The organism is Methylomicrobium sp. Wu6, from assembly GCF_035916875.1.
Classification (GTDB): Bacteria; Pseudomonadota; Gammaproteobacteria; order Methylococcales; family Methylomonadaceae; genus Methylomicrobium.
On the sequence record NZ_JAXUHN010000096.1, the window covers coordinates 1 to 16,415 of the forward strand.

Below are 16,415 nucleotides of genomic sequence, written 5' to 3' on the forward strand. Positions count from 1 at the left end.
AGAAAATCGACCAGTTCGACGACTTCTTCCTTCGCTTCCTCGCAGCCGGCCACATCGGCAAAGTGGACCGTGCGCTTGTCTTCCTCGAGCAGCTTCGCCTTGCTTTTGCCGAAACTGCCGTTTCCGCTTCCGCCCTGCATCCGTTTCATATAGACAACCCAGAGTGCAATCAACAGCAGCATCGGGAACCAGGAAACAAACAATTCCATCAGCATCGATTGCTTGGGCGGAGCGACGGTGCGGATCTGCACGCCGGCGGCCAACAAATCGTCGATCATGTGCGGATCGTCCGGGTCGTAAGTTTCATATTCCTGGCCGTCATTTGTGCGCATTTTGATATGGTCGCCCATGATCTCGACGCGGGCGACCTGTTTCGCCTTGACCTTGTTGATAAAATCCGAATAGGCGATGGTGTCTTCTGATACCGGCGACCGGGAATTGAACTGGTTGAAAACCAGCAGGCAACCTACAATAAGGGCTGTCAAAAGTAGCAGGGTTTGTAGATTTGTCTTCATGATAACGTCTCCTGAGCCCGCATTCGATTGGGCAATAATCATGGGGACCGGCAGCCAGGCTTTCATTGGTGCCTGATGGATGCCGGCAAGGACCGTCCTTGGAGGAATTTCCAATTCGGCTGGAACGAGGATTTCCGCCGACTATCCCGATGATCCAAAGATGATCGGGATTGCAAATCCCTTTGCCTCGCGGCGCCCGCTGAAAAAGGGTTTTCAACAGGCCGCGATTACAAGTGACGTTGATTATAATTGTAGGGAGTACGCCAAATGACTCAATTTGAACCGCGTATAGGTTTTAAATTGAATATCCGCTGATTTTCATCATAATGCAATATTTAGACTAATTCAAATTCTGAAGGGTTGACGCCAAGCTCGCCGGCGATTTTAACCGCAACTTTTTTCTCGGTCGCATCGAAATTGCCGTCGGACGAAGCGATCGCAATGATCATCCGCATCAACAAGCGCGCGGCTTCGTTGTTCGATTTCATTTTGCCCAACGCCTGATAAGCCTTGGCCTCGCCGATATCCTTATCGAATTCGAGTTGACCGACAAAATCCTGAAACGCCTTGATCACATCGCTGGTCGTAAACACCGACAACGCATCGTTGCTCTCGATGAATTTGATCATTTTTTGCTTTTCTTCGCCGGTAATGCTGCCGTCGGCCATCGCAATCAATGCGGAACCGGCCATTGCCGCGTTAAGAAAATCCTTGTTCTTGAATTTCAAAACGTCGGTTTTTAATTCATTGGCTTTGCTTTTCAGTTGACTCAAGAAACTTTCAAAACTCATGGGTTATCTCCTTCATTGATTGTTGGTGAAATCAGCTTTTTAAAACGACTTGTTTTATATATAAATCAAATGTTTATTTACTTCCCGCCACATAATTCAAGCACCATCCATAGGCATGATCCATTTGCTGATGGCCGGAAAAATAATCGACCAGTTTAGTGATGCGCAATTGGCCGTTGACGTTTTCGAGCATCGCGATCGCGCACATGAATTGATCGTTGCGGTGACTGTCGAGCCGCACTTCGATAGCGGGCTGATTTTTACACTTGATCGTGATCACCGCATCGACATGCGACCAGTTCGGCACGCCTTCATAAATGAACGCAAAAATCAGCACCCGGCTGAATTCCTGCCAGTGGCTGCCGTTGATGCGCATCGTTTCACCGCCGACCGAGCGGCCGCTGCGATCATCCTGATCGAGTTCGATGAACGGGAACTGCCGCAGATTGCCGAAATGCCCGCCCAAGGCCTGCACCGCACCACGCGCACCGTCCTGAAATTCCCACAGACAGGCCAGATCCAGATCGATGCCTTCCGCCTTTCTGCCGAACAGGCCGGTTGATTTGACCGGCACCGCGTTCCAGTTCAGATTGACCAAAATCTCGCCTAAACCCTCCCGGTTTTTCTCCAGCGAGATCGACTGGCCACGCTTTTCGAGCGTAATCTTGCTCAGATTCAGTTTCTGCGGCGGCGCGGGCTCCGGAGAAAGCGTTGGCTGCTGTGCAGGGCTCGATTCGCCTTCGCTGATATCGACGCCATAAAACTCGGCCAAAGGCTGCAAGCCGCCGATGAAGCCCTGGCCGACCGCGCGCAGCTTCCACTTGTCCTGATGCCGGTAAAATTCGGCCAGGATCAGCGCGGTTTCCTGATTTTTGCTCGTGTCGAGCGCAAAGCTCGCGATTTCGATGCCGGTCAGAAAATCCTTGACCAGCACGGTCACCTGCTGAACCTCCGCAAAACCCTGGCCTTTCGCCTGCCCGTCGGTGATCGTGATCGTCAGCGCAATTTTCGTAACCTCCGACTGCGTCCTGCCCAGATGCAAGGTCAAGCGGTTCTGTTCGGCTTCGAGTTCGACACCCTGATCGGCGCGGACCGGCTGATTGTAAAAAACAAAATCGTCATCCCTGGACACCTTGCCTTGCGCATTTAATAGAAAAGCGCTCAAATCGAGATCAGGCCCCGAAATCTTGCGCCCTGTCGCCACGGTGACATGCAAGGCTGAGGCAGGCAGCGGGCAGTTTTGCCCGGCAACCAAATCTATCCGATTATACATTTCTCAACCCTCCCGCCAAGTTGCGCGTTTGATTAGATGGTAACTTCTTTATAATCCGGCAACGACACCAGTTCCCGCTTGCCGTAACAGGCATGCCGGGCGATGATATCATCGCTCCATTGTCCGTGCGTCGCGACTTCGCACATCGCATTGTGCATTCTGAACACGGCCGGCGCGGCGCTGTCGTTCATCGTCACCGCCATTTCGTAGTCCGAGCGTTCGACTCGATAGGCATTTTCGATCGCCGGCACCTGATCCGGATGAATCGCGGTCTTGCCGACCAGTCCATGCGCCAAATCCTGGCGAATCTCTAGCTGCAAAGTCTCATAGTCGTCCAGATATTCGAAAACCGGAGCGGACAAGGCAAAACCATAAGGCTTGAACTGCGTGACCAATTGCGCGATCACCTGTCCCAGGGGCGTTTGATACAGCGTCATGTGCCGGGGCCTACGGATACCCAGCAGGTTCATCAAATCGTTGCCGCCGATTCTGAGCATCAGGATACGTGCATCTACGCCTTCCTGCAACAAGGCCTGGCGAAGTTCGCGCATCGCCTCGGCATCGAACACTTCGCGGGTTTCAAGCGTTGGCATCACCTTGAAAGGCGTGCCCTGCAGTTGCTCGAAGTAGGCGGAAAAATTGTCGAGCGTAAACTTCGGCAGCACGAAGCCATCGACGCGCTCGATATGCGGCAAGTCCAGCAAACGCGAGAGAATCTCGGGATTGCGCGCGCGAATGAAGCGGAAGCGCCCTTGGGTTTCCCGAAAGCCCTGCATGCACAGGGCCAAATGGCGGATGCAACTGTCGACCTCAAATTTCAATACCGCATCTTCGGTGCAAAAAATCATCGACCGCAACTGCGGCAGCTTATCGCCATTCGCAATGTCGCGAAGGTCGAGCCGGTGGGCTGGCATATACAATGGCGCCCCCAGTTGCCAAGGTGAAAACGGCTGGTTTTGATAGGAAACTGGGGTAATACTCTTCATTTGACCTCTTTGATTAAAGCTGCCGCGAGATAGGGCAAATCCTTGCTCACTTCGACCGGAATCGATTTCGACTCGGCCAGCCAAAGCAAATGCCGAGTTGCTTCCGAATCCGCATTTCTGAGCAGCAACCGCCCTGCCCCGCGCCTCAGCAATACGCGAGTCGCCTCGCCAATCCCAGGTTTGATGTAATTATAATGGCTTAACCGATATTGTTGGGCAACGGTCTGCAAAAAATCCAGCGATGCGGCCCTCAAGGTTTCCTTATCGAGTAGGGTTTGAGATTCCCTAATGCCGGATTCTCGATACACATCTTCCACATGTCTCAGCATCGTATCGATAAAATAATGGGATAAATCATGCGGCTCGAAGGCTTTATAGTAGACGCAACCGTGAAATGAAGCGGAATCGGCCGCGTTTTGCCGCCAAATCGAACGGCTGATCAAGCCGGATACGGACGAATTCAATACGCAGGACGGTATAAGATAATCCTCAAACGAGGCGGCGACTGCCGCCGCCCCGGACAGGTCGGTCAACACGAACAAATCGGCCGGAATACGAATGCCGCAGGAAACGGCAAAATCGTCCAAACTGGCGGCTAATTGCCGGGCGATCACGCCTTTGCCGGTCCAGCCGTCCACAAAAACCAAGGATTCCTTAGCATGGCGCTGCAAAATATGACGCAACGCATATTGATCGATGCCTTTGTCGCGCAGTATCGAAATCGAATAATGTGCGGCTTCGCGGTCGAAATGACGTTTCAGCACATGCTTAAGTAAGACACCGACCGGCGTACCGGCACGCGCGAGCGAAACCAGCGCGATGCGATCTTTGCGCAACTGGTCGATCCGTTTGGCCAGCAATAGCAGATGTTCGGCCATGCGCCGGCCGTTCAACGCCAGGGCATCGTGAAACAATTGCAAATAATCCTCGGAAGGAAGCGTTTCGCGCGTCAGCATCTCCGAATAATGTCTTTGTCCCGACTGAATCAATGCTTCCTTAACTTCGACCGGCGTATCTTCCATATCGATCGGTGTCAGCAAAAACTCGACATCATCGGCTGAATAGCTGCCCGTGAACGGTGGCGTCATCTTATTGCACCATCGCGAGTGTGTTGAACAACTGTGTATTCTTCGGGATCAACGCATAATCGCAGAGCGTAATGAACGGCGCGTCTGTCCGACTGTCACCCGCGCCGAACGTCAAAATTTCGGGATGTCGCCGCCGGTAATGGTCCAATAAATACTGTACCGCATCCTCCTTATTGATGATTTTCGGCAATAGCGCCAGATTATTGCCGTTCAGATGCGTGTATAAACTGCCGTCCTGAACAAAAGGATGCGGCTTGACGGTATCTTCGAGCAAGGCTTTCAGCGGCGCCTCGAGGCCCGATTTATGTTTCACCACACCGAACCAGTCGATATCGAAATCGCGGACCAGGCGCAATTTGTAGCCTTCATGGCGACCCGCGAAAACCTGCACGTCCTCCCAGACCGCCAGCAGCTTTTGATAATAATCGGGCAAGAGATCCCGCATCCGCTCCATCCACGGCAGATCGAATTGACGATTTTTATCCAGGATCACCGCGCCGTGATTCAGCACGACTTCTTCCCGAAACGGCAGATTCACGCGCGCGAAGGCTCCGGCATCGCGCGCGGTGACCGGCACGATCTTGAAGTCTTTCTGAAACCACTGCCAAAGCCATTGCTGCTTGCGCGTCGCAAACGAATTCGGCGTGCCGTCGGGCAAAAAAGCCCTGACTTCCAGCGCCGGATCATGCGGGCCGTGTTCGCACTTGCGCAAGGTCTGAAACAAAGTATCATCCAGGTCTAAAAAAATGTAGTTTTGCATGTCCGGTCGAAGGATCGATGGCGATGCCGGCGCTGATCGCGCGCCAGGCATCGAGACGCTCTTGGAGAGGCTCGCTCAGCGGGGTTTCGTGGCAGAGAATGATCGTTTGGTAGGCATCGGGATTCAAGTTGTAAATGAAATTGTCGATGCCGTCTTCGTAATTGTCTTCGAAACGGCAGACCGAGGCAATGTCATTGCCCGGATGAATCGGCGAACGGGTTGTGCTTTGTACCTTGACCCGGTATCCCCGGCGCTCAAGCTCGCGCCCGAGCAAATAAGCCGGAGCATTGCATTCGCCGGTACCCAGCACCAGCAGCGATCGCGAACCGGCCCGATTCAACAGTTCCTGGAGCGCCTGAATGTCCGCATCCGCCAAGGTCACTGGCGCCTTGATGCCGGAACGGCCGGGCCAGGCCAGCAAATGCCTCTTGCAGCTGCCGTTGCCGATCGCATTGACGACAACCGGAGACAAAGTCTCATCGCCGGCATCCTCGAAACGCAAACTGCCCTCGCGCAGCGCGACCCAATCCACCTGCACGCCAGCTTGCGCTTCGAGTTTCGCGCGGTCTTCCTGCCTCGCAAAATTGACCAGGCTGACGATGAACACTTTGCGTAACCCCGGGTTGACGGCTTGATAAGACTGAATCAGCCGTAAAAAAGTGCGCCCGGTGCTTATTTCGTCGTCGATCAACACCAGTGTTTCCGCGTTCGAAAAAAGCGCCAACGCTTGCGCTTCGGTCGGATAATACAGAAAAAAATCGGTCGCATGGCTGTGCGCCTCGTCAAATTCGAGACGTGGCGCGCCTTCCAGATGATAACGCGTGGTCTGCATGAACAGGCCGTTTTTCATCCCCTCGTGACTGGCCGCCTCGAAAATGCCGTAGCCTAGGCCGGTCGCGGTTTCGGCCATGCCGATCCACAGTGAGCTTTGCCCTAAGCCGCTATTCATCACCAACCGCGCCAATGCACGGTACGACCAGCTCATCAGCAGCGGACTGACCGGATAATGCTTGCCGAGCACCTTGCTGACCAGAAGAAACTTGCGCTTGCTGCCGATGCGCGAGGCGAAGCCGAGCAAGCGCTTTATCGGCACGCGGCCCGGCTCGATGTCGAGGTGCAGAATGCCGGTTTCGAGTGGGATGGAGAGGGTTGGGGTCATCGGGAGTTATTCAATACAAGGGATGGCGCAACGATTTGAGGTAGCTTTAACGCGAGGGACGGATCAAGCCGCCCCGTAAGTCTAGCGCATAAATATTACGAACGGATGATGCCAAGCCGTCAGACGACAGAAGTTTCATCCAGCAAAACCACCGGCGTATTGATTTCGCTGACTTTCAGCCCGTAACGCAGCGGCGGAATCTCCGGCATTTCGCCGTTGAAGGCTTCCAACGCAATCTTCGCCAGATTCGCGCCGGCAAGACAGGCCATGCCGAAACCGCCGGAAGGGCGCGGGTTGATCTCGAGCAGACGCGGGCCCGACTCGCCTTCCTTGTATTGAATATTGACCAAGCCGTTCAAGCGGTAATGCCGGATCAATCTCTCGGTCATACCGGCGATGTCGGGATGATTGTCGATAGCCTGGCCATGACCGGCCAAAGGCGATTTTTTGCGCTGCGCCGCGCACAGCAACTCGCCGTGCCGGGACGCGCAATCGACGCTCCATTCGGGGCCGCCCAGATGCTCCATCACCAAGAGCGTATCGAAGTGCGGCGTATTCGCCATGCCGCCCTGCAATTCCCGCAGAGGAATCTGGTATTCGACACCTTTCAACAAATGCACGATGCTGTCGCGCTCCGGGTCTAAAATCCGAAACCCGAGACCGTATACCGAAACGGCCGGTTTCACGCATAAGCGTTTATGTTTTGACGACAGTACTTCGACCGCCCGTTCGAAAGCTTCGGCAGTATTCACCGCGATAAAGTCCATCGCCAGCGCGACGTCCTTCGGAAGATCTTGATAAAAATGCGCCTTGTTGTTCAGCAGCGTCAACGTGTCGTGATCGGCCGCAGCCATCAGCTTCACGCCGGCGGACTCGAACTGCTCGCGATGTTGACAGGCCAGGGCCGCTTCCTTGCCCGGCCAAAACACATCGATTCGGTGCGCGCTGCAAAAATCCAGGCACCAAGCGACATAGTCCAGCCCATGCAATTCGGAAGGTTCCAGATAGGCCTCATCACTCGCCAGAAAGGCGGTCGCGGTTCGATGCGTATGCGTGCACACGATCGTGATCTCGCCGTTCGGATAACCGGCCTTCAACTGTCTGAATACCGCGCCAATCGTCGAAAAGGTCTTGTTGAACCAGATACGCATGCAGTCTTACAGATTCGCGGTGATTTGCGGCAAAAGGCTGTCGATGGTCCGGCCGTGGCCGTTTTCGCCGATCGCGTGCATTTTCCATTCGCCTTCATGACGATACACCTTCGCCATGATCTGCGCGGTATGCGAACCTTGCCCGCTGAGCGTATAGCGGGCGATTTCCTTGTTGCTGCTGCTGTCGACCAGACGGCAATAGGCGTTTTCAACCTGATCGAAAGTTTGGTTGGTAAAAGAGTTGACTGTGAACACCAGCGACTTCACATTGGCCGGCACCTTGTTCAAGTCGACGATGATCTGTTCGTCGTCGCCATCACCCGCGCCGGTGCGATTGTCGCCGGTATGCACGACGCTGCCATCCTTGCTTTTCAATTGCCGGAACCAGACCGTATCGACGATCTTCTTTTGTTCGTCGAACAGCACACAGGATGCGTCCAGGTCGATCGAGACGGTGCCACCGCCGCCGAACATGCCTTTCAAGAGACCGCCGCCGGCTTTTTTCACGTCCCAGCCGAGGCCCATGACCACCTTATTCAACGCGCCGCCCGCTTCCTTGTTCAGCGAGATTTTCTGGCCTTTCTGTAAACTGATACCCATTGCTTTGCCCTCTGTGTTTAGCGTTTCTTGGTTATTGATTGGTTAATTCTAGCCCATCATCGGACGATACCTTTACTTTTGGCCGCATCGAGCCATTCGGGAAACTCGCCCAGCAAACGGTCGTACAGCGCCTGCTCGTCTACGCTGTGCAGGTCGTCCAACGCAAAGAAGCCGCAATTGTCGACTAGGCGCCCGGCCATCGTATCGAGTTTTTCCAGGATGCCGTATTGCCGGCCGCCGATCCCGACAAATTGCCAAAAAATTGGTAGTGATGCCGCATCGGTCAGCAATTGTTTGATTTCCTTGTTTCGGCTGACGCCGCCGTCGCTGACGAAGATCACCAAGACAGGCAACTGCGTGCCCCGGTAATGTGCGATCACCTTTTCGATCACGGCCGGCTCGTTGTTGATACTCATCAGGCCCCAATTGCGCCAGCCGCGCTCGGTGCCGTTGATGTAATCGGCATAATTGGCCAATGTCGCGGGCGGCAACGCCAGCGCCTGACGCGAAAATGCCCAGACATCCAGTTCGCCGTCGTCATCGAAATGCACCGCCAACGGCAACAGCCGTTCGATCACTTCCTGCACGCGGCCTTTGCTGTACTGGCCGCTCATCGAACCGGAGGCATCCAGCACCAAAGCGACCCGGGCTATCGTTGCGTGCAGGCGATGCTTTTCCAGGGAGACGGTGGCTTTTTTGGCCAGATCGACCAGCTTCGGCGCATGGGCAGCGATTTTCTTTTCGAGCGACAGTTTCGCACTCGGCGGCGGTGCCGGAGTATCCTCCGCGACCTCGCCGCCGAAACGCCTGACCAATGCCGCCAGGCCGCCGTTGAAGCCCTGACCGGTCGCGCAGAAGCGCCATGCGCCATCCTTCCGGTAAAGCTCGCCGAGCATCAGGGCTTTTTCGTCCTGAAAATCCTGACCTGTAAAGTCAAAGCGCGCAGACTCCTTGCCGTCCTGCAAAAAGCGCAGATGGCCGGAGCGGATTTGCCTCATTGCGCCGTTGCCGTCGATGGCGGTGGTAAATACCAGACGGTCGATCGAAGCCGGCAAACGATCGAGCCGACACAGAAACCCCGCCTGATCGCCGGCAGGAACCGCCAGCTCGACACCGCCGCAAGGCGTTTTCGGTTGATTGAAGAAGATCATGTAGCGGTCGTCGGCCAGCTTTTGCTGCGCATCCAGACCGAAACAGGCGAAATCGAGCGCTTCGCCCAAGCCGCTGATGTGCAGTCCGATCTGAATCGTCTGGAGAGCGCCGGCGACAAGCGAGGACAACGGCAGCCGCTGTCCCTTGGAGATTTCCATGCGGCCGAATTAGACGGTACTAGACATTCACGCCGAAGGAAGAAGCCAACGGTCCGAGGCCGCCGGCATAACCCTGGCCGACCGCCTTGAATTTCCAGTCGGCGCCGACCCGGTAGATTTCGCCGAAGATCATCGCGGTCTCGATCGAGGCATCTTCGCTCAGGTCGTAACGGGCAATTTCCTGGCCGCCTTCTTCGTTCACGATGCGGATATAGGCGCGGCTGACCTGGCCGAAATTTTGTTTGCGGGCTTCCGCGTCATGGATCGTGACCGCGAAGACGACCTTGTCCAGATCGGCGGGAATTCTGCTCAATTCGACCTTGATCACTTCGTCATCGCCCTCGCCGGCGCCGGTCAGATTGTCGCCGGCATGCGCGACCGCTCCGTCAGCAACCGTTTTGTTGTTGTAGAAGCAGAAATCGTTATCGGAACGGACCTTGCCGTCCAGCTTGACCAGGAAAGCGCTGGCGTCGAGGTCGAACGCCGCACCGTCGGTCGCGCGCGCATCCCAGCCCAAACCTACCAGGATTTTATTCAGGTCGGGCGCTTCTTTACTCAAATTGACATTGCCGCCTTTGCTCAGTGAAATCGCCATCGTGTTGTTCCTCTTAGTGTTGAATGAAACTGTGATTTAAACGTTAATGCCGTATTGCCGGGCCAGAGCACCCAGGCCGCCGGCATAACCCTGTCCTACCGCGCGAAATTTCCATTCGCCGCCGTGACGGTAGATTTCGCCGAAAATCATCGCGGTCTCGATCGAGGCATCTTCGCTCAAATCGTAGCGCGCGACTTCATTGTTCGTATCCTTGTTCACGATCCTGACATAGGCGCTGGCGACCTGACCGAAATTTTGCTTGCGCGCCTCGGCATCATGAATCGTGACCGTAAAAGCGACGCGCTGAATGTCGGCAGGGACTTTGTCCAATTGTACGACGATCGTCTCATCATCGCCGTCGCCCGCGCCGGTGCGGTTGTCGCCGGTATGCTCGACCGAGCCGCAGGTCGATTTGGTTTGATTATAAAAAATGAAATCGCCGTCGGAACGCACCTTGCCGTCTTCCTTGACCATGAACGCGCTCGCATCCAGGTCGTAGTCGGCCCCGTCGGTCGCCCGCACATCCCAACCGAGACCGACCAGCACATTTTTTAGCGTGGGATCGGTTTTAGACAGGCTGATATTACCGCCTTTATTCAACGAAATGCCCATGATTGCCCTCCTCGAAACTTTGTAAGATTGAATCGTCGCGTGATTTTGAAATGCGAATCCGTAATAGGATAGAAGAATATCGCGAAGTTCACAAAATTTAATGACTTGCGAACGTCGTTTGGAAGAAATATCAGCCGCTTATCCGCAAACGCTGGAAAGCGCGATGATCAATGATTCTCCTGCCGATAATTCTCGGCTCAGAACTGCAATTCCTTGCTTTGATCAAATTGCCGGTTGGTCTGAGCGCGCGGCGTTTCCGAAGCGTGCGGCATTGCCGCACGCTCCTGCTGTCCTTTGATCAGGATGCGCGCCAGCTTGCGCAAACCTTCTGATGAGATTTCCAATCCGAATGGCCGGCCCAGGCTTTCAAACTGATAAATCACATCGGTGGCCGCGATAAAAGTCATATAGCGCAATCCCTGAATTTCCGGCAGTTGCTTGGCCAAATTGTGCAACTCGGGCGCGAGGCGCTCCCAAGTATCGGTAAAAAACACCCGTACGGGATCCTTGCCGCCCGGCTGCTGGCCTTTAATTGCAGCCTGGAAGGCGCTGCGGGATTCTAGCAGAATTTCGGTCAGCGAATCACGCAGTTGCTCGGAGTTTGAATCAAAAGACGCCTGTTGAATCGCCTTACTCAAAAATTCATCCCATGCCTTCCAGGCTTCCTGCCATTGCTGTTGCTCGGCCGCGGTCAGCGGCGCTGCCGGCGTGCTCGACAGCGGCTTCACCGGCGCCTCGAAGCCGAGATTCACCGAGATTCCCTCTTCCTTGGCGGTCGCGCCGGTAAATTTGAGCGTACTGATTACCTGATGCAGTTCCGCCTCATTTTCTTTCGGCAGATAGTCGGCCAATTTGCGCTCGATGTCGCCGCGCGATTTATTCAAATCGACTTTCAAGCTCGCCAGTTGCGGCTCCGCATAGCGCCTGAGCAAGTCCTGCAATTTGTCGACATTCAACGGGATGCCGGACTGATCATAGGCGCGCGCCTGGGTAACCGGCAGACTGAGTACAGTCTGCTGCGGATTGATCGTCGGCTGCTGCCACGTTTCGAGAAGGCCGCTCCACTCGAAGAGCGGCAGACACTGTCCATTCATGCCGGTGCCGAAACGCACATGTACATTGTTGATCAAATGTACTTGCCCATTCTGTCCATCCAGCTTAGGATCGGAGAGTTGCAAAAAACTGCAATTTTGGCGGTCTTTCCAGACATTCGCGGTCGTGCCGGAACCGGTAAAAAGCTGGGTGACCAACGCATTTTTGATCAGACTGTAGTCCGCATAAAGCGGCAAATTGAACGACTCGGCCCAACTGTTTTGGATCATGGCACCGAAAAAAATAACGAATAAAAGAATAAATCTTTGAATCATAAATTTGAATGTTCCGAATAAAACCGGGTTATAAGACGCGCCCTTGGAAGTGCGCAATGAATAAGAAATCTGACCAGAAGTGATTAAAAACCGTTCCCCCTGAATCCTCGATGAACCCAAGGCCAATAGACAAAAATATTTCGGGTTCGGCTATCCTTGGCTATAGCATTTTATAGTTGGCTGATTATGAATCGATTAATCCCACAAAGTCGAAAGACTTCAACGCATATTCACCAAAAAATCTGTACAATAATCACATAAACCGCGCCGTTCATGCCACGCAACCGCTTACCGTTCGTTATGAAAAGAATCGCTTCCTTTGTATTATTCTTGGCGCTATATAACCATAACTCCGCCGATGCAGGAACCAACCCGTGGGCCGGCATCAAAACACCCGTCACGCTCGGCCACGGCGCCGAAAGTATCGGCTCTTATACGGCCGGCTGCCTGAGCGGCGCCGTCGAACTGCCGCCGAACGGCGCCGGCTATCAGGTGATGCGCCTCTCCAGGCACCGTTATTACGGCCATCCTGACCTGAAAAATTTTATCGAAGCCTTGGGGCAAAGCGCCGCGGAGCAACATCTTGGCGTCCTGCTGATCGGCGACATGGGACAGCCGCGCGGCGGCCCGACCTTGAGCGGACACCGCAGCCACCAAACCGGACTGGATGTCGATGTCTGGTTTCTGTTGTCGAAACAGGCCGAAAGCCGGGCGCTAGCCTATAACGAACGCGAAAACTGGAATGCGCCTTCTGTACTGCGCGATCATTCCGATCTGATCGACAGCCGTCAATGGTCGAGAGCGAATGAACAAATTTTGCAAATCAGCGCGGAAATGCCGGAAGTCGACCGGCTATTCGTCAATGCCAGCGTCAAAAGAGAACTCTGCCGGACGCACGCCGGACAGAACTGGCTGCACAAAATCCGCCCCTGGTGGAAGCATGACGACCATTTTCATATCCGCCTGAAATGCCCGAAGGACAGCCGCTATTGCGAAGGACAGGAGCCGTTGCCCGCCGGCGACGGTTGCGATGCCTCTCTGGCCTGGTGGTTTTCGGCTGAAGCGAAGGCGCCGGCAAAAAAACTGCCGCCGCCGAAAGCGCCGGTTTTACCGGCTCGCTGCAATCAGGTCTTGTACCGTTAATGCCTGAATTGTACTAGGTTTAGCCATGTCCTACCCGATCGACAAAAAATTCGTTATTGCGGTCTCCTCGAGCGCCCTGTTCGATCTCGGCGAATCCGACCGCATTTTTCGCGAGCAAGGCCCCGTCGCCTACAAAGCATATCAGGAACAAAATCAGAATGCGATACTCGACAAAGGCGTCGCCTTCCCGTTCATCCGCCGCTTTCTAAACATTAACGAACGCTTCAGCAGCGAACAACCCGTCGAAGTCGTGCTGCTGTCCAGAAATTCGGCCACGACAGGCCTACGCGTATTTCGCTCGATTAGGCATCATGGCCTGGACATCAGCCGCGCCGCGTTTACCGAAGGCAAATCGCCTTACCCTTACATTCCGGCCTTCAATGCTTCGCTGTTTTTATCGGCCAACGAAAACGACGTGCTCAAAGCGATCGCCGCCGGCTATCCGGCCGGCGCGGTGCTGCCTTCGAGCGTTGTCGACGATCCCGACGATGAAGAATTACGGGTCGCCTTCGATTTTGACGGCGTACTGGCCGACGACGAAGCCGAATCGGTTTACCGTAACGGCCAATTGCAACAGTTTCACCAGCACGAGCAGGACCGCTCGCATATTCCGCATAATCCGGGCCCGCTGGCCGATCTGTTCCGAAAACTGGCCTTCATGCAAAAACTCGAAGACCAGGCGATAGAACAGGACCGGAACCATAAAAGAATCCTTCGCACCGCGATCATCACCGCGCGCAACGCTCCCGCGCACGAGCGAGTCGTCACCACGCTCGAAAGCTGGGGCGTCAGTGCGAATGAGACGTTTTTTCTGGGCGGCATGAAAAAAGACCGCATCCTGACCGTGTTCAAACCGCACATCTTTTTCGACGACCAAAAAAACCATCTCTCGACGAGCGGCAAGGATATTCCGATGGTGCACATTCCGTTCGGCATCGCCAATCGCGGCGAACCGGCAAAAGGACCGGCGATTTAGCAAACCTGTCCGATTAGCTTACCGCGATGGGGCAAATTGAAAGCAACAAGCAACGCAAAGCCGAAATCAAGGCCCACCGCCGTAAACGCCAAGCCAAAATCCAAACCGCAGTCAAAGCCAACCTCAACCTGACGCCGCCCGGCTCGCTCCCGTGCGATCCATCCTTATTGAAGCCCTACAACAGCTACGGAGTTCCCACTTTCGTCGCGCGCGGTTATTATCTCGATATTGAATTCACCTGCCGCGATTGCGGCAAACATCAAACCTGGAAAGCCGCGCAACAAAAATGGTGGTACGAAATTGCCCATGGCAAGGTCGAATCGCGCGCCGTCCGCTGCCGGGCCTGCCGGAAAATCGAACACGACCGCAGAGATCGGGCCAAAATCCTTCATCAGAAAGGATTGAAAACGAAAGGTTTACATCGATGAGACATATGAACGATCAGCAGGCGACTCATAGGACATGATCCGCTTAAAAGAGCCTTAATGGCCTAATTCAATTTATACCCCATTGATGGCATCTTAATTCTATTTTGCCGGACTACGATAGTGACCGCGATTCCCGCATATCCACAGAGCATAGGGCCATTTCCGGAATCCCGGTCTCTGGATGGGTTCGAGATTACCATCCATGGACTGGAGCCCGCTTCCCGGCGGTCTCGACGTGCTGGATTCAACTCGGCATCTTCCGGATCACCTTGTACCGGTTGATCGAAAAATACCGAATCGTATTTTAATTCAAGCCACTCTCATTCCGGGAGTAGCAAGCATGCTGAAATTGTAACTTATGAGGTTTATCGCCGTGCACAATCCTCCATTACACTGGTGCAACTCTAGGGCAGCGTGTAAGGTTACATGAAGACTGAGCTACGCTGAAAAATGACGCTCTTTTAAATAATCTAAGAAGCCGTCTTTCAATTCAGGGTGCAACAACCCATATTCGACGTTCGCAATCAAAAAACCGAGTTTGGAACCGCAGTCATAGCGTGTACCTTCGAATTCATAGGCCAGCACTTGCTCGTCGGCCATAAGTGCGGCGATGCCATCGGTCAGTTGAATTTCGCCGCCGGCACCGCGGCCCGTCGTCTCGAGTTTGTTGAAGATCGCCGGAGTCAGAATATAACGGCCGACGATAGCCAAATTAGATGGCGCATCTTCGGGTTTGGGTTTTTCGACGACCAACTCAATCGGGCTAAACGTGCCGGAAGCTTCGCCGATTTTGACGATGCCATAGCTTCCGGTTTCGGAAGGATGCACGCGCTCCACACCCAGGATCGATGTCCGTTTTTGGTTATACAGCTCGACCATTTGCGCCATACAACCGCGCGTGCCGTCTTCTATCAAATCGTCCGGCAGGATCACCGCGAACGGCTCATCGCCGATCACCGGCTTTGCGCAATGCACCGCATGGCCGAGCCCCAATGCTTCCGACTGGCGGATGAACACGCAGGACACATGAGGCGGCACGATGCCTCTTAGCGTCTTCAGGATTTCAGTCTTGTTTCTGGCTTCGAGCTCTTTTTCCAACTCGTAGGCCTTGTCGAAATGGTCCATGATCGCGTTTTTAGTGCGTCCGGTCACGAAGATCATCGTGTCGATGCCGGCAGCGATCGCTTCTTCAACCGCATATTGGACCAGCGGTTTATCGACAATCGGCAGCATTTCTTTTGCGGTGGTCTTGGTCGCAGGCAAAAAACGCGTGCCCAATCCGGCTACGGGAAATACGGCTTTGGTGATTTTTTGTTTCATATAATTCCTGACATTAATAATCAAAGTTTGTACATGATGTTGCTTTTCGGCATACCAAGCCGCGCCAACCCGCATTCGATCATAATACCTACGTGTTTATGATCTGCTCGGTCCTCAAGGCAAAGACTATTACAACAGTGCCCTCGGGCAAGATCGAAGTTTACCGACTGCCTCAAAAAAAAGATGGGGCATGATAAGCCGAGTTTCCTGAATCGGAACTTAATGGAAGCACCGGAAGAAGCCCCCGTCGAGCAGTGCAGCGAATCGATGCAATCGGCTATTTTTCGTGACCGGAAAAGGAATGACACGGAATCCTGCAAGCTTTGAGAGTCATTCCTTTT

Annotated in this window: 17 protein-coding genes; 3 read left to right on the forward strand and 14 right to left on the reverse strand. The window is 54.2% G+C overall.

Annotated features, from left to right (window positions below; translation table 11 throughout):
• The 13 genes from U2W12_RS18925 to U2W12_RS18985 all read right to left on the reverse strand — a co-directional run.
• The coding region (locus tag U2W12_RS18925; RefSeq protein WP_326502259.1) for an ATP-dependent metallopeptidase FtsH/Yme1/Tma family protein at positions 1 to 515 on the reverse strand (515 nt) is incomplete at its 3' end.
• 335 nt (positions 516 to 850) lie between these two features.
• A complete protein-coding gene (locus U2W12_RS18930) occupies positions 851 to 1,306 on the reverse strand; it encodes a tellurite resistance TerB family protein (RefSeq protein ID WP_326502260.1) in 456 nt (151 codons plus the stop codon).
• 73 nt (positions 1,307 to 1,379) lie between these two features.
• Positions 1,380 to 2,579 (reverse strand): TerD family protein, encoded by a 1,200-nt coding sequence (locus U2W12_RS18935; protein WP_326502261.1) that lies wholly within the window; start codon positions 2,577 to 2,579, stop codon positions 1,380 to 1,382.
• A gap of 32 nt (positions 2,580 to 2,611) precedes the next feature.
• Positions 2,612 to 3,565, reverse strand: coding sequence for an HpcH/HpaI aldolase/citrate lyase family protein (locus U2W12_RS18940; RefSeq protein ID WP_326502262.1), 954 nt, complete (start codon positions 3,563 to 3,565; stop codon positions 2,612 to 2,614).
• Entirely contained in the window at positions 3,562 to 4,653 is a 1,092-nt protein-coding gene (locus U2W12_RS18945; protein ID WP_326502263.1) for a cysteine protease StiP family protein, read from the reverse strand. Before U2W12_RS18945 ends, U2W12_RS18940 begins: the two co-directional genes overlap by 4 nt.
• Before the next feature lies 1 nt (position 4,654).
• Positions 4,655 to 5,413 (reverse strand): hydrolase, encoded by a 759-nt coding sequence (locus tag U2W12_RS18950; protein WP_326502264.1) that lies wholly within the window; start codon positions 5,411 to 5,413, stop codon positions 4,655 to 4,657.
• Positions 5,382 to 6,572 (reverse strand): phosphoribosyltransferase domain-containing protein, encoded by a 1,191-nt coding sequence (locus U2W12_RS18955; protein WP_326502265.1) that lies wholly within the window; start codon positions 6,570 to 6,572, stop codon positions 5,382 to 5,384. Before U2W12_RS18955 ends, U2W12_RS18950 begins: the two co-directional genes overlap by 32 nt.
• Positions 6,573 to 6,691: 119 nt before the next feature.
• Positions 6,692 to 7,723: an ATP-grasp domain-containing protein gene (locus U2W12_RS18960; protein ID WP_326502266.1), complete on the reverse strand. Its 1,032-nt coding sequence runs from the start codon at positions 7,721 to 7,723 to the stop codon at positions 6,692 to 6,694.
• Between the two features lie 6 nt (positions 7,724 to 7,729).
• On the reverse strand, positions 7,730 to 8,323 hold the full coding sequence (locus U2W12_RS18965; RefSeq protein WP_326502267.1) for a TerD family protein: 594 nt from the start codon (positions 8,321 to 8,323) through the stop codon (positions 7,730 to 7,732).
• Positions 8,324 to 8,379: 56 nt separating this feature from the next.
• A complete protein-coding gene (locus U2W12_RS18970; protein ID WP_326502268.1) occupies positions 8,380 to 9,633 on the reverse strand; it encodes a VWA domain-containing protein in 1,254 nt (417 codons plus the stop codon).
• Between the two features lie 19 nt (positions 9,634 to 9,652).
• The gene (locus U2W12_RS18975) at positions 9,653 to 10,228 is read right to left on the reverse strand and encodes a TerD family protein (RefSeq protein ID WP_326502269.1); all 576 of its coding nucleotides are present in this window, start codon (positions 10,226 to 10,228) and stop codon (positions 9,653 to 9,655) included.
• A gap of 36 nt (positions 10,229 to 10,264) precedes the next feature.
• Positions 10,265 to 10,840 carry a TerD family protein gene (locus U2W12_RS18980; RefSeq protein ID WP_326502270.1) on the reverse strand — a complete coding sequence of 192 codons (576 nt, stop codon included), beginning with the start codon at positions 10,838 to 10,840 and terminating at the stop codon, positions 10,265 to 10,267.
• A gap of 197 nt (positions 10,841 to 11,037) precedes the next feature.
• Positions 11,038 to 12,162 (reverse strand): hypothetical protein, encoded by a 1,125-nt coding sequence (locus tag U2W12_RS18985; protein ID WP_326502271.1) that lies wholly within the window; start codon positions 12,160 to 12,162, stop codon positions 11,038 to 11,040.
• Between the two features lie 345 nt (positions 12,163 to 12,507).
• Here U2W12_RS18985 and mepA point away from each other — a divergent pair, with 345 nt between their 5' ends.
• Genes mepA through U2W12_RS19000 form a run of 3 tightly spaced genes read left to right on the forward strand, consistent with a single transcriptional unit; the run spans position 12,508 to position 14,754 of the window.
• Positions 12,508 to 13,350 (forward strand): penicillin-insensitive murein endopeptidase, encoded by an 843-nt coding sequence (gene mepA / locus U2W12_RS18990; RefSeq protein WP_326502272.1) that lies wholly within the window; start codon positions 12,508 to 12,510, stop codon positions 13,348 to 13,350.
• Positions 13,351 to 13,375: 25 nt separating this feature from the next.
• Positions 13,376 to 14,326 carry a 5'-nucleotidase gene (locus U2W12_RS18995; protein WP_326502273.1) on the forward strand — a complete coding sequence of 317 codons (951 nt, stop codon included), beginning with the start codon at positions 13,376 to 13,378 and terminating at the stop codon, positions 14,324 to 14,326.
• Between the two features lie 26 nt (positions 14,327 to 14,352).
• Complete coding sequence (locus U2W12_RS19000) at positions 14,353 to 14,754, forward strand: zinc-ribbon domain containing protein (RefSeq protein WP_326502274.1); 402 nt, start codon at positions 14,353 to 14,355, stop codon at positions 14,752 to 14,754.
• A gap of 438 nt (positions 14,755 to 15,192) precedes the next feature.
• Here U2W12_RS19000 and galU read toward each other — a convergent pair whose 3' ends face one another.
• Complete coding sequence (gene galU / locus U2W12_RS19005; protein WP_326502275.1) at positions 15,193 to 16,074, reverse strand: UTP--glucose-1-phosphate uridylyltransferase GalU; 882 nt, start codon at positions 16,072 to 16,074, stop codon at positions 15,193 to 15,195.
• Positions 16,075 to 16,415: the final 341 nt, after the last annotated feature.

Excerpts from the sequence above, each read along its gene's own strand:
- U2W12_RS18970 (WP_326502268.1), bottom strand. The coding sequence starts at position 9,633 with ATGGAAATCTCCAAGGGACAGCGGCTGCCGTTGTCCTCGCTTGTCGCC.
- U2W12_RS18945 (WP_326502263.1), bottom strand. The coding sequence starts at position 4,653 with ATGACGCCACCGTTCACGGGCAGCTATTCAGCCGATGATGTCGAGTTT.
- U2W12_RS18950 (WP_326502264.1), bottom strand. The coding sequence starts at position 5,413 with ATGCAAAACTACATTTTTTTAGACCTGGATGATACTTTGTTTCAGACC.
- U2W12_RS18960 (WP_326502266.1), bottom strand. The coding sequence starts at position 7,723 with ATGCGTATCTGGTTCAACAAGACCTTTTCGACGATTGGCGCGGTATTC.
- galU (WP_326502275.1), bottom strand. The coding sequence starts at position 16,074 with ATGAAACAAAAAATCACCAAAGCCGTATTTCCCGTAGCCGGATTGGGC.
- U2W12_RS18935 (WP_326502261.1), bottom strand. The coding sequence starts at position 2,579 with ATGTATAATCGGATAGATTTGGTTGCCGGGCAAAACTGCCCGCTGCCT.
- mepA (WP_326502272.1), top strand. The coding sequence starts at position 12,508 with ATGAAAAGAATCGCTTCCTTTGTATTATTCTTGGCGCTATATAACCAT.
- U2W12_RS18980 (WP_326502270.1), bottom strand. The coding sequence starts at position 10,840 with ATGGGCATTTCGTTGAATAAAGGCGGTAATATCAGCCTGTCTAAAACC.
- U2W12_RS19000 (WP_326502274.1), top strand. The coding sequence starts at position 14,353 with ATGGGGCAAATTGAAAGCAACAAGCAACGCAAAGCCGAAATCAAGGCC.
- U2W12_RS18995 (WP_326502273.1), top strand. The coding sequence starts at position 13,376 with ATGTCCTACCCGATCGACAAAAAATTCGTTATTGCGGTCTCCTCGAGC.
- U2W12_RS18965 (WP_326502267.1), bottom strand. The coding sequence starts at position 8,323 with ATGGGTATCAGTTTACAGAAAGGCCAGAAAATCTCGCTGAACAAGGAA.
- U2W12_RS18975 (WP_326502269.1), bottom strand. The coding sequence starts at position 10,228 with ATGGCGATTTCACTGAGCAAAGGCGGCAATGTCAATTTGAGTAAAGAA.
- U2W12_RS18985 (WP_326502271.1), bottom strand. The coding sequence starts at position 12,162 with ATGATCCAAAACAGTTGGGCCGAGTCGTTCAATTTGCCGCTTTATGCG.
- U2W12_RS18930 (WP_326502260.1), bottom strand. The coding sequence starts at position 1,306 with ATGAGTTTTGAAAGTTTCTTGAGTCAACTGAAAAGCAAAGCCAATGAA.
- U2W12_RS18940 (WP_326502262.1), bottom strand. The coding sequence starts at position 3,565 with ATGAAGAGTATTACCCCAGTTTCCTATCAAAACCAGCCGTTTTCACCT.
- U2W12_RS18955 (WP_326502265.1), bottom strand. The coding sequence starts at position 6,572 with ATGACCCCAACCCTCTCCATCCCACTCGAAACCGGCATTCTGCACCTC.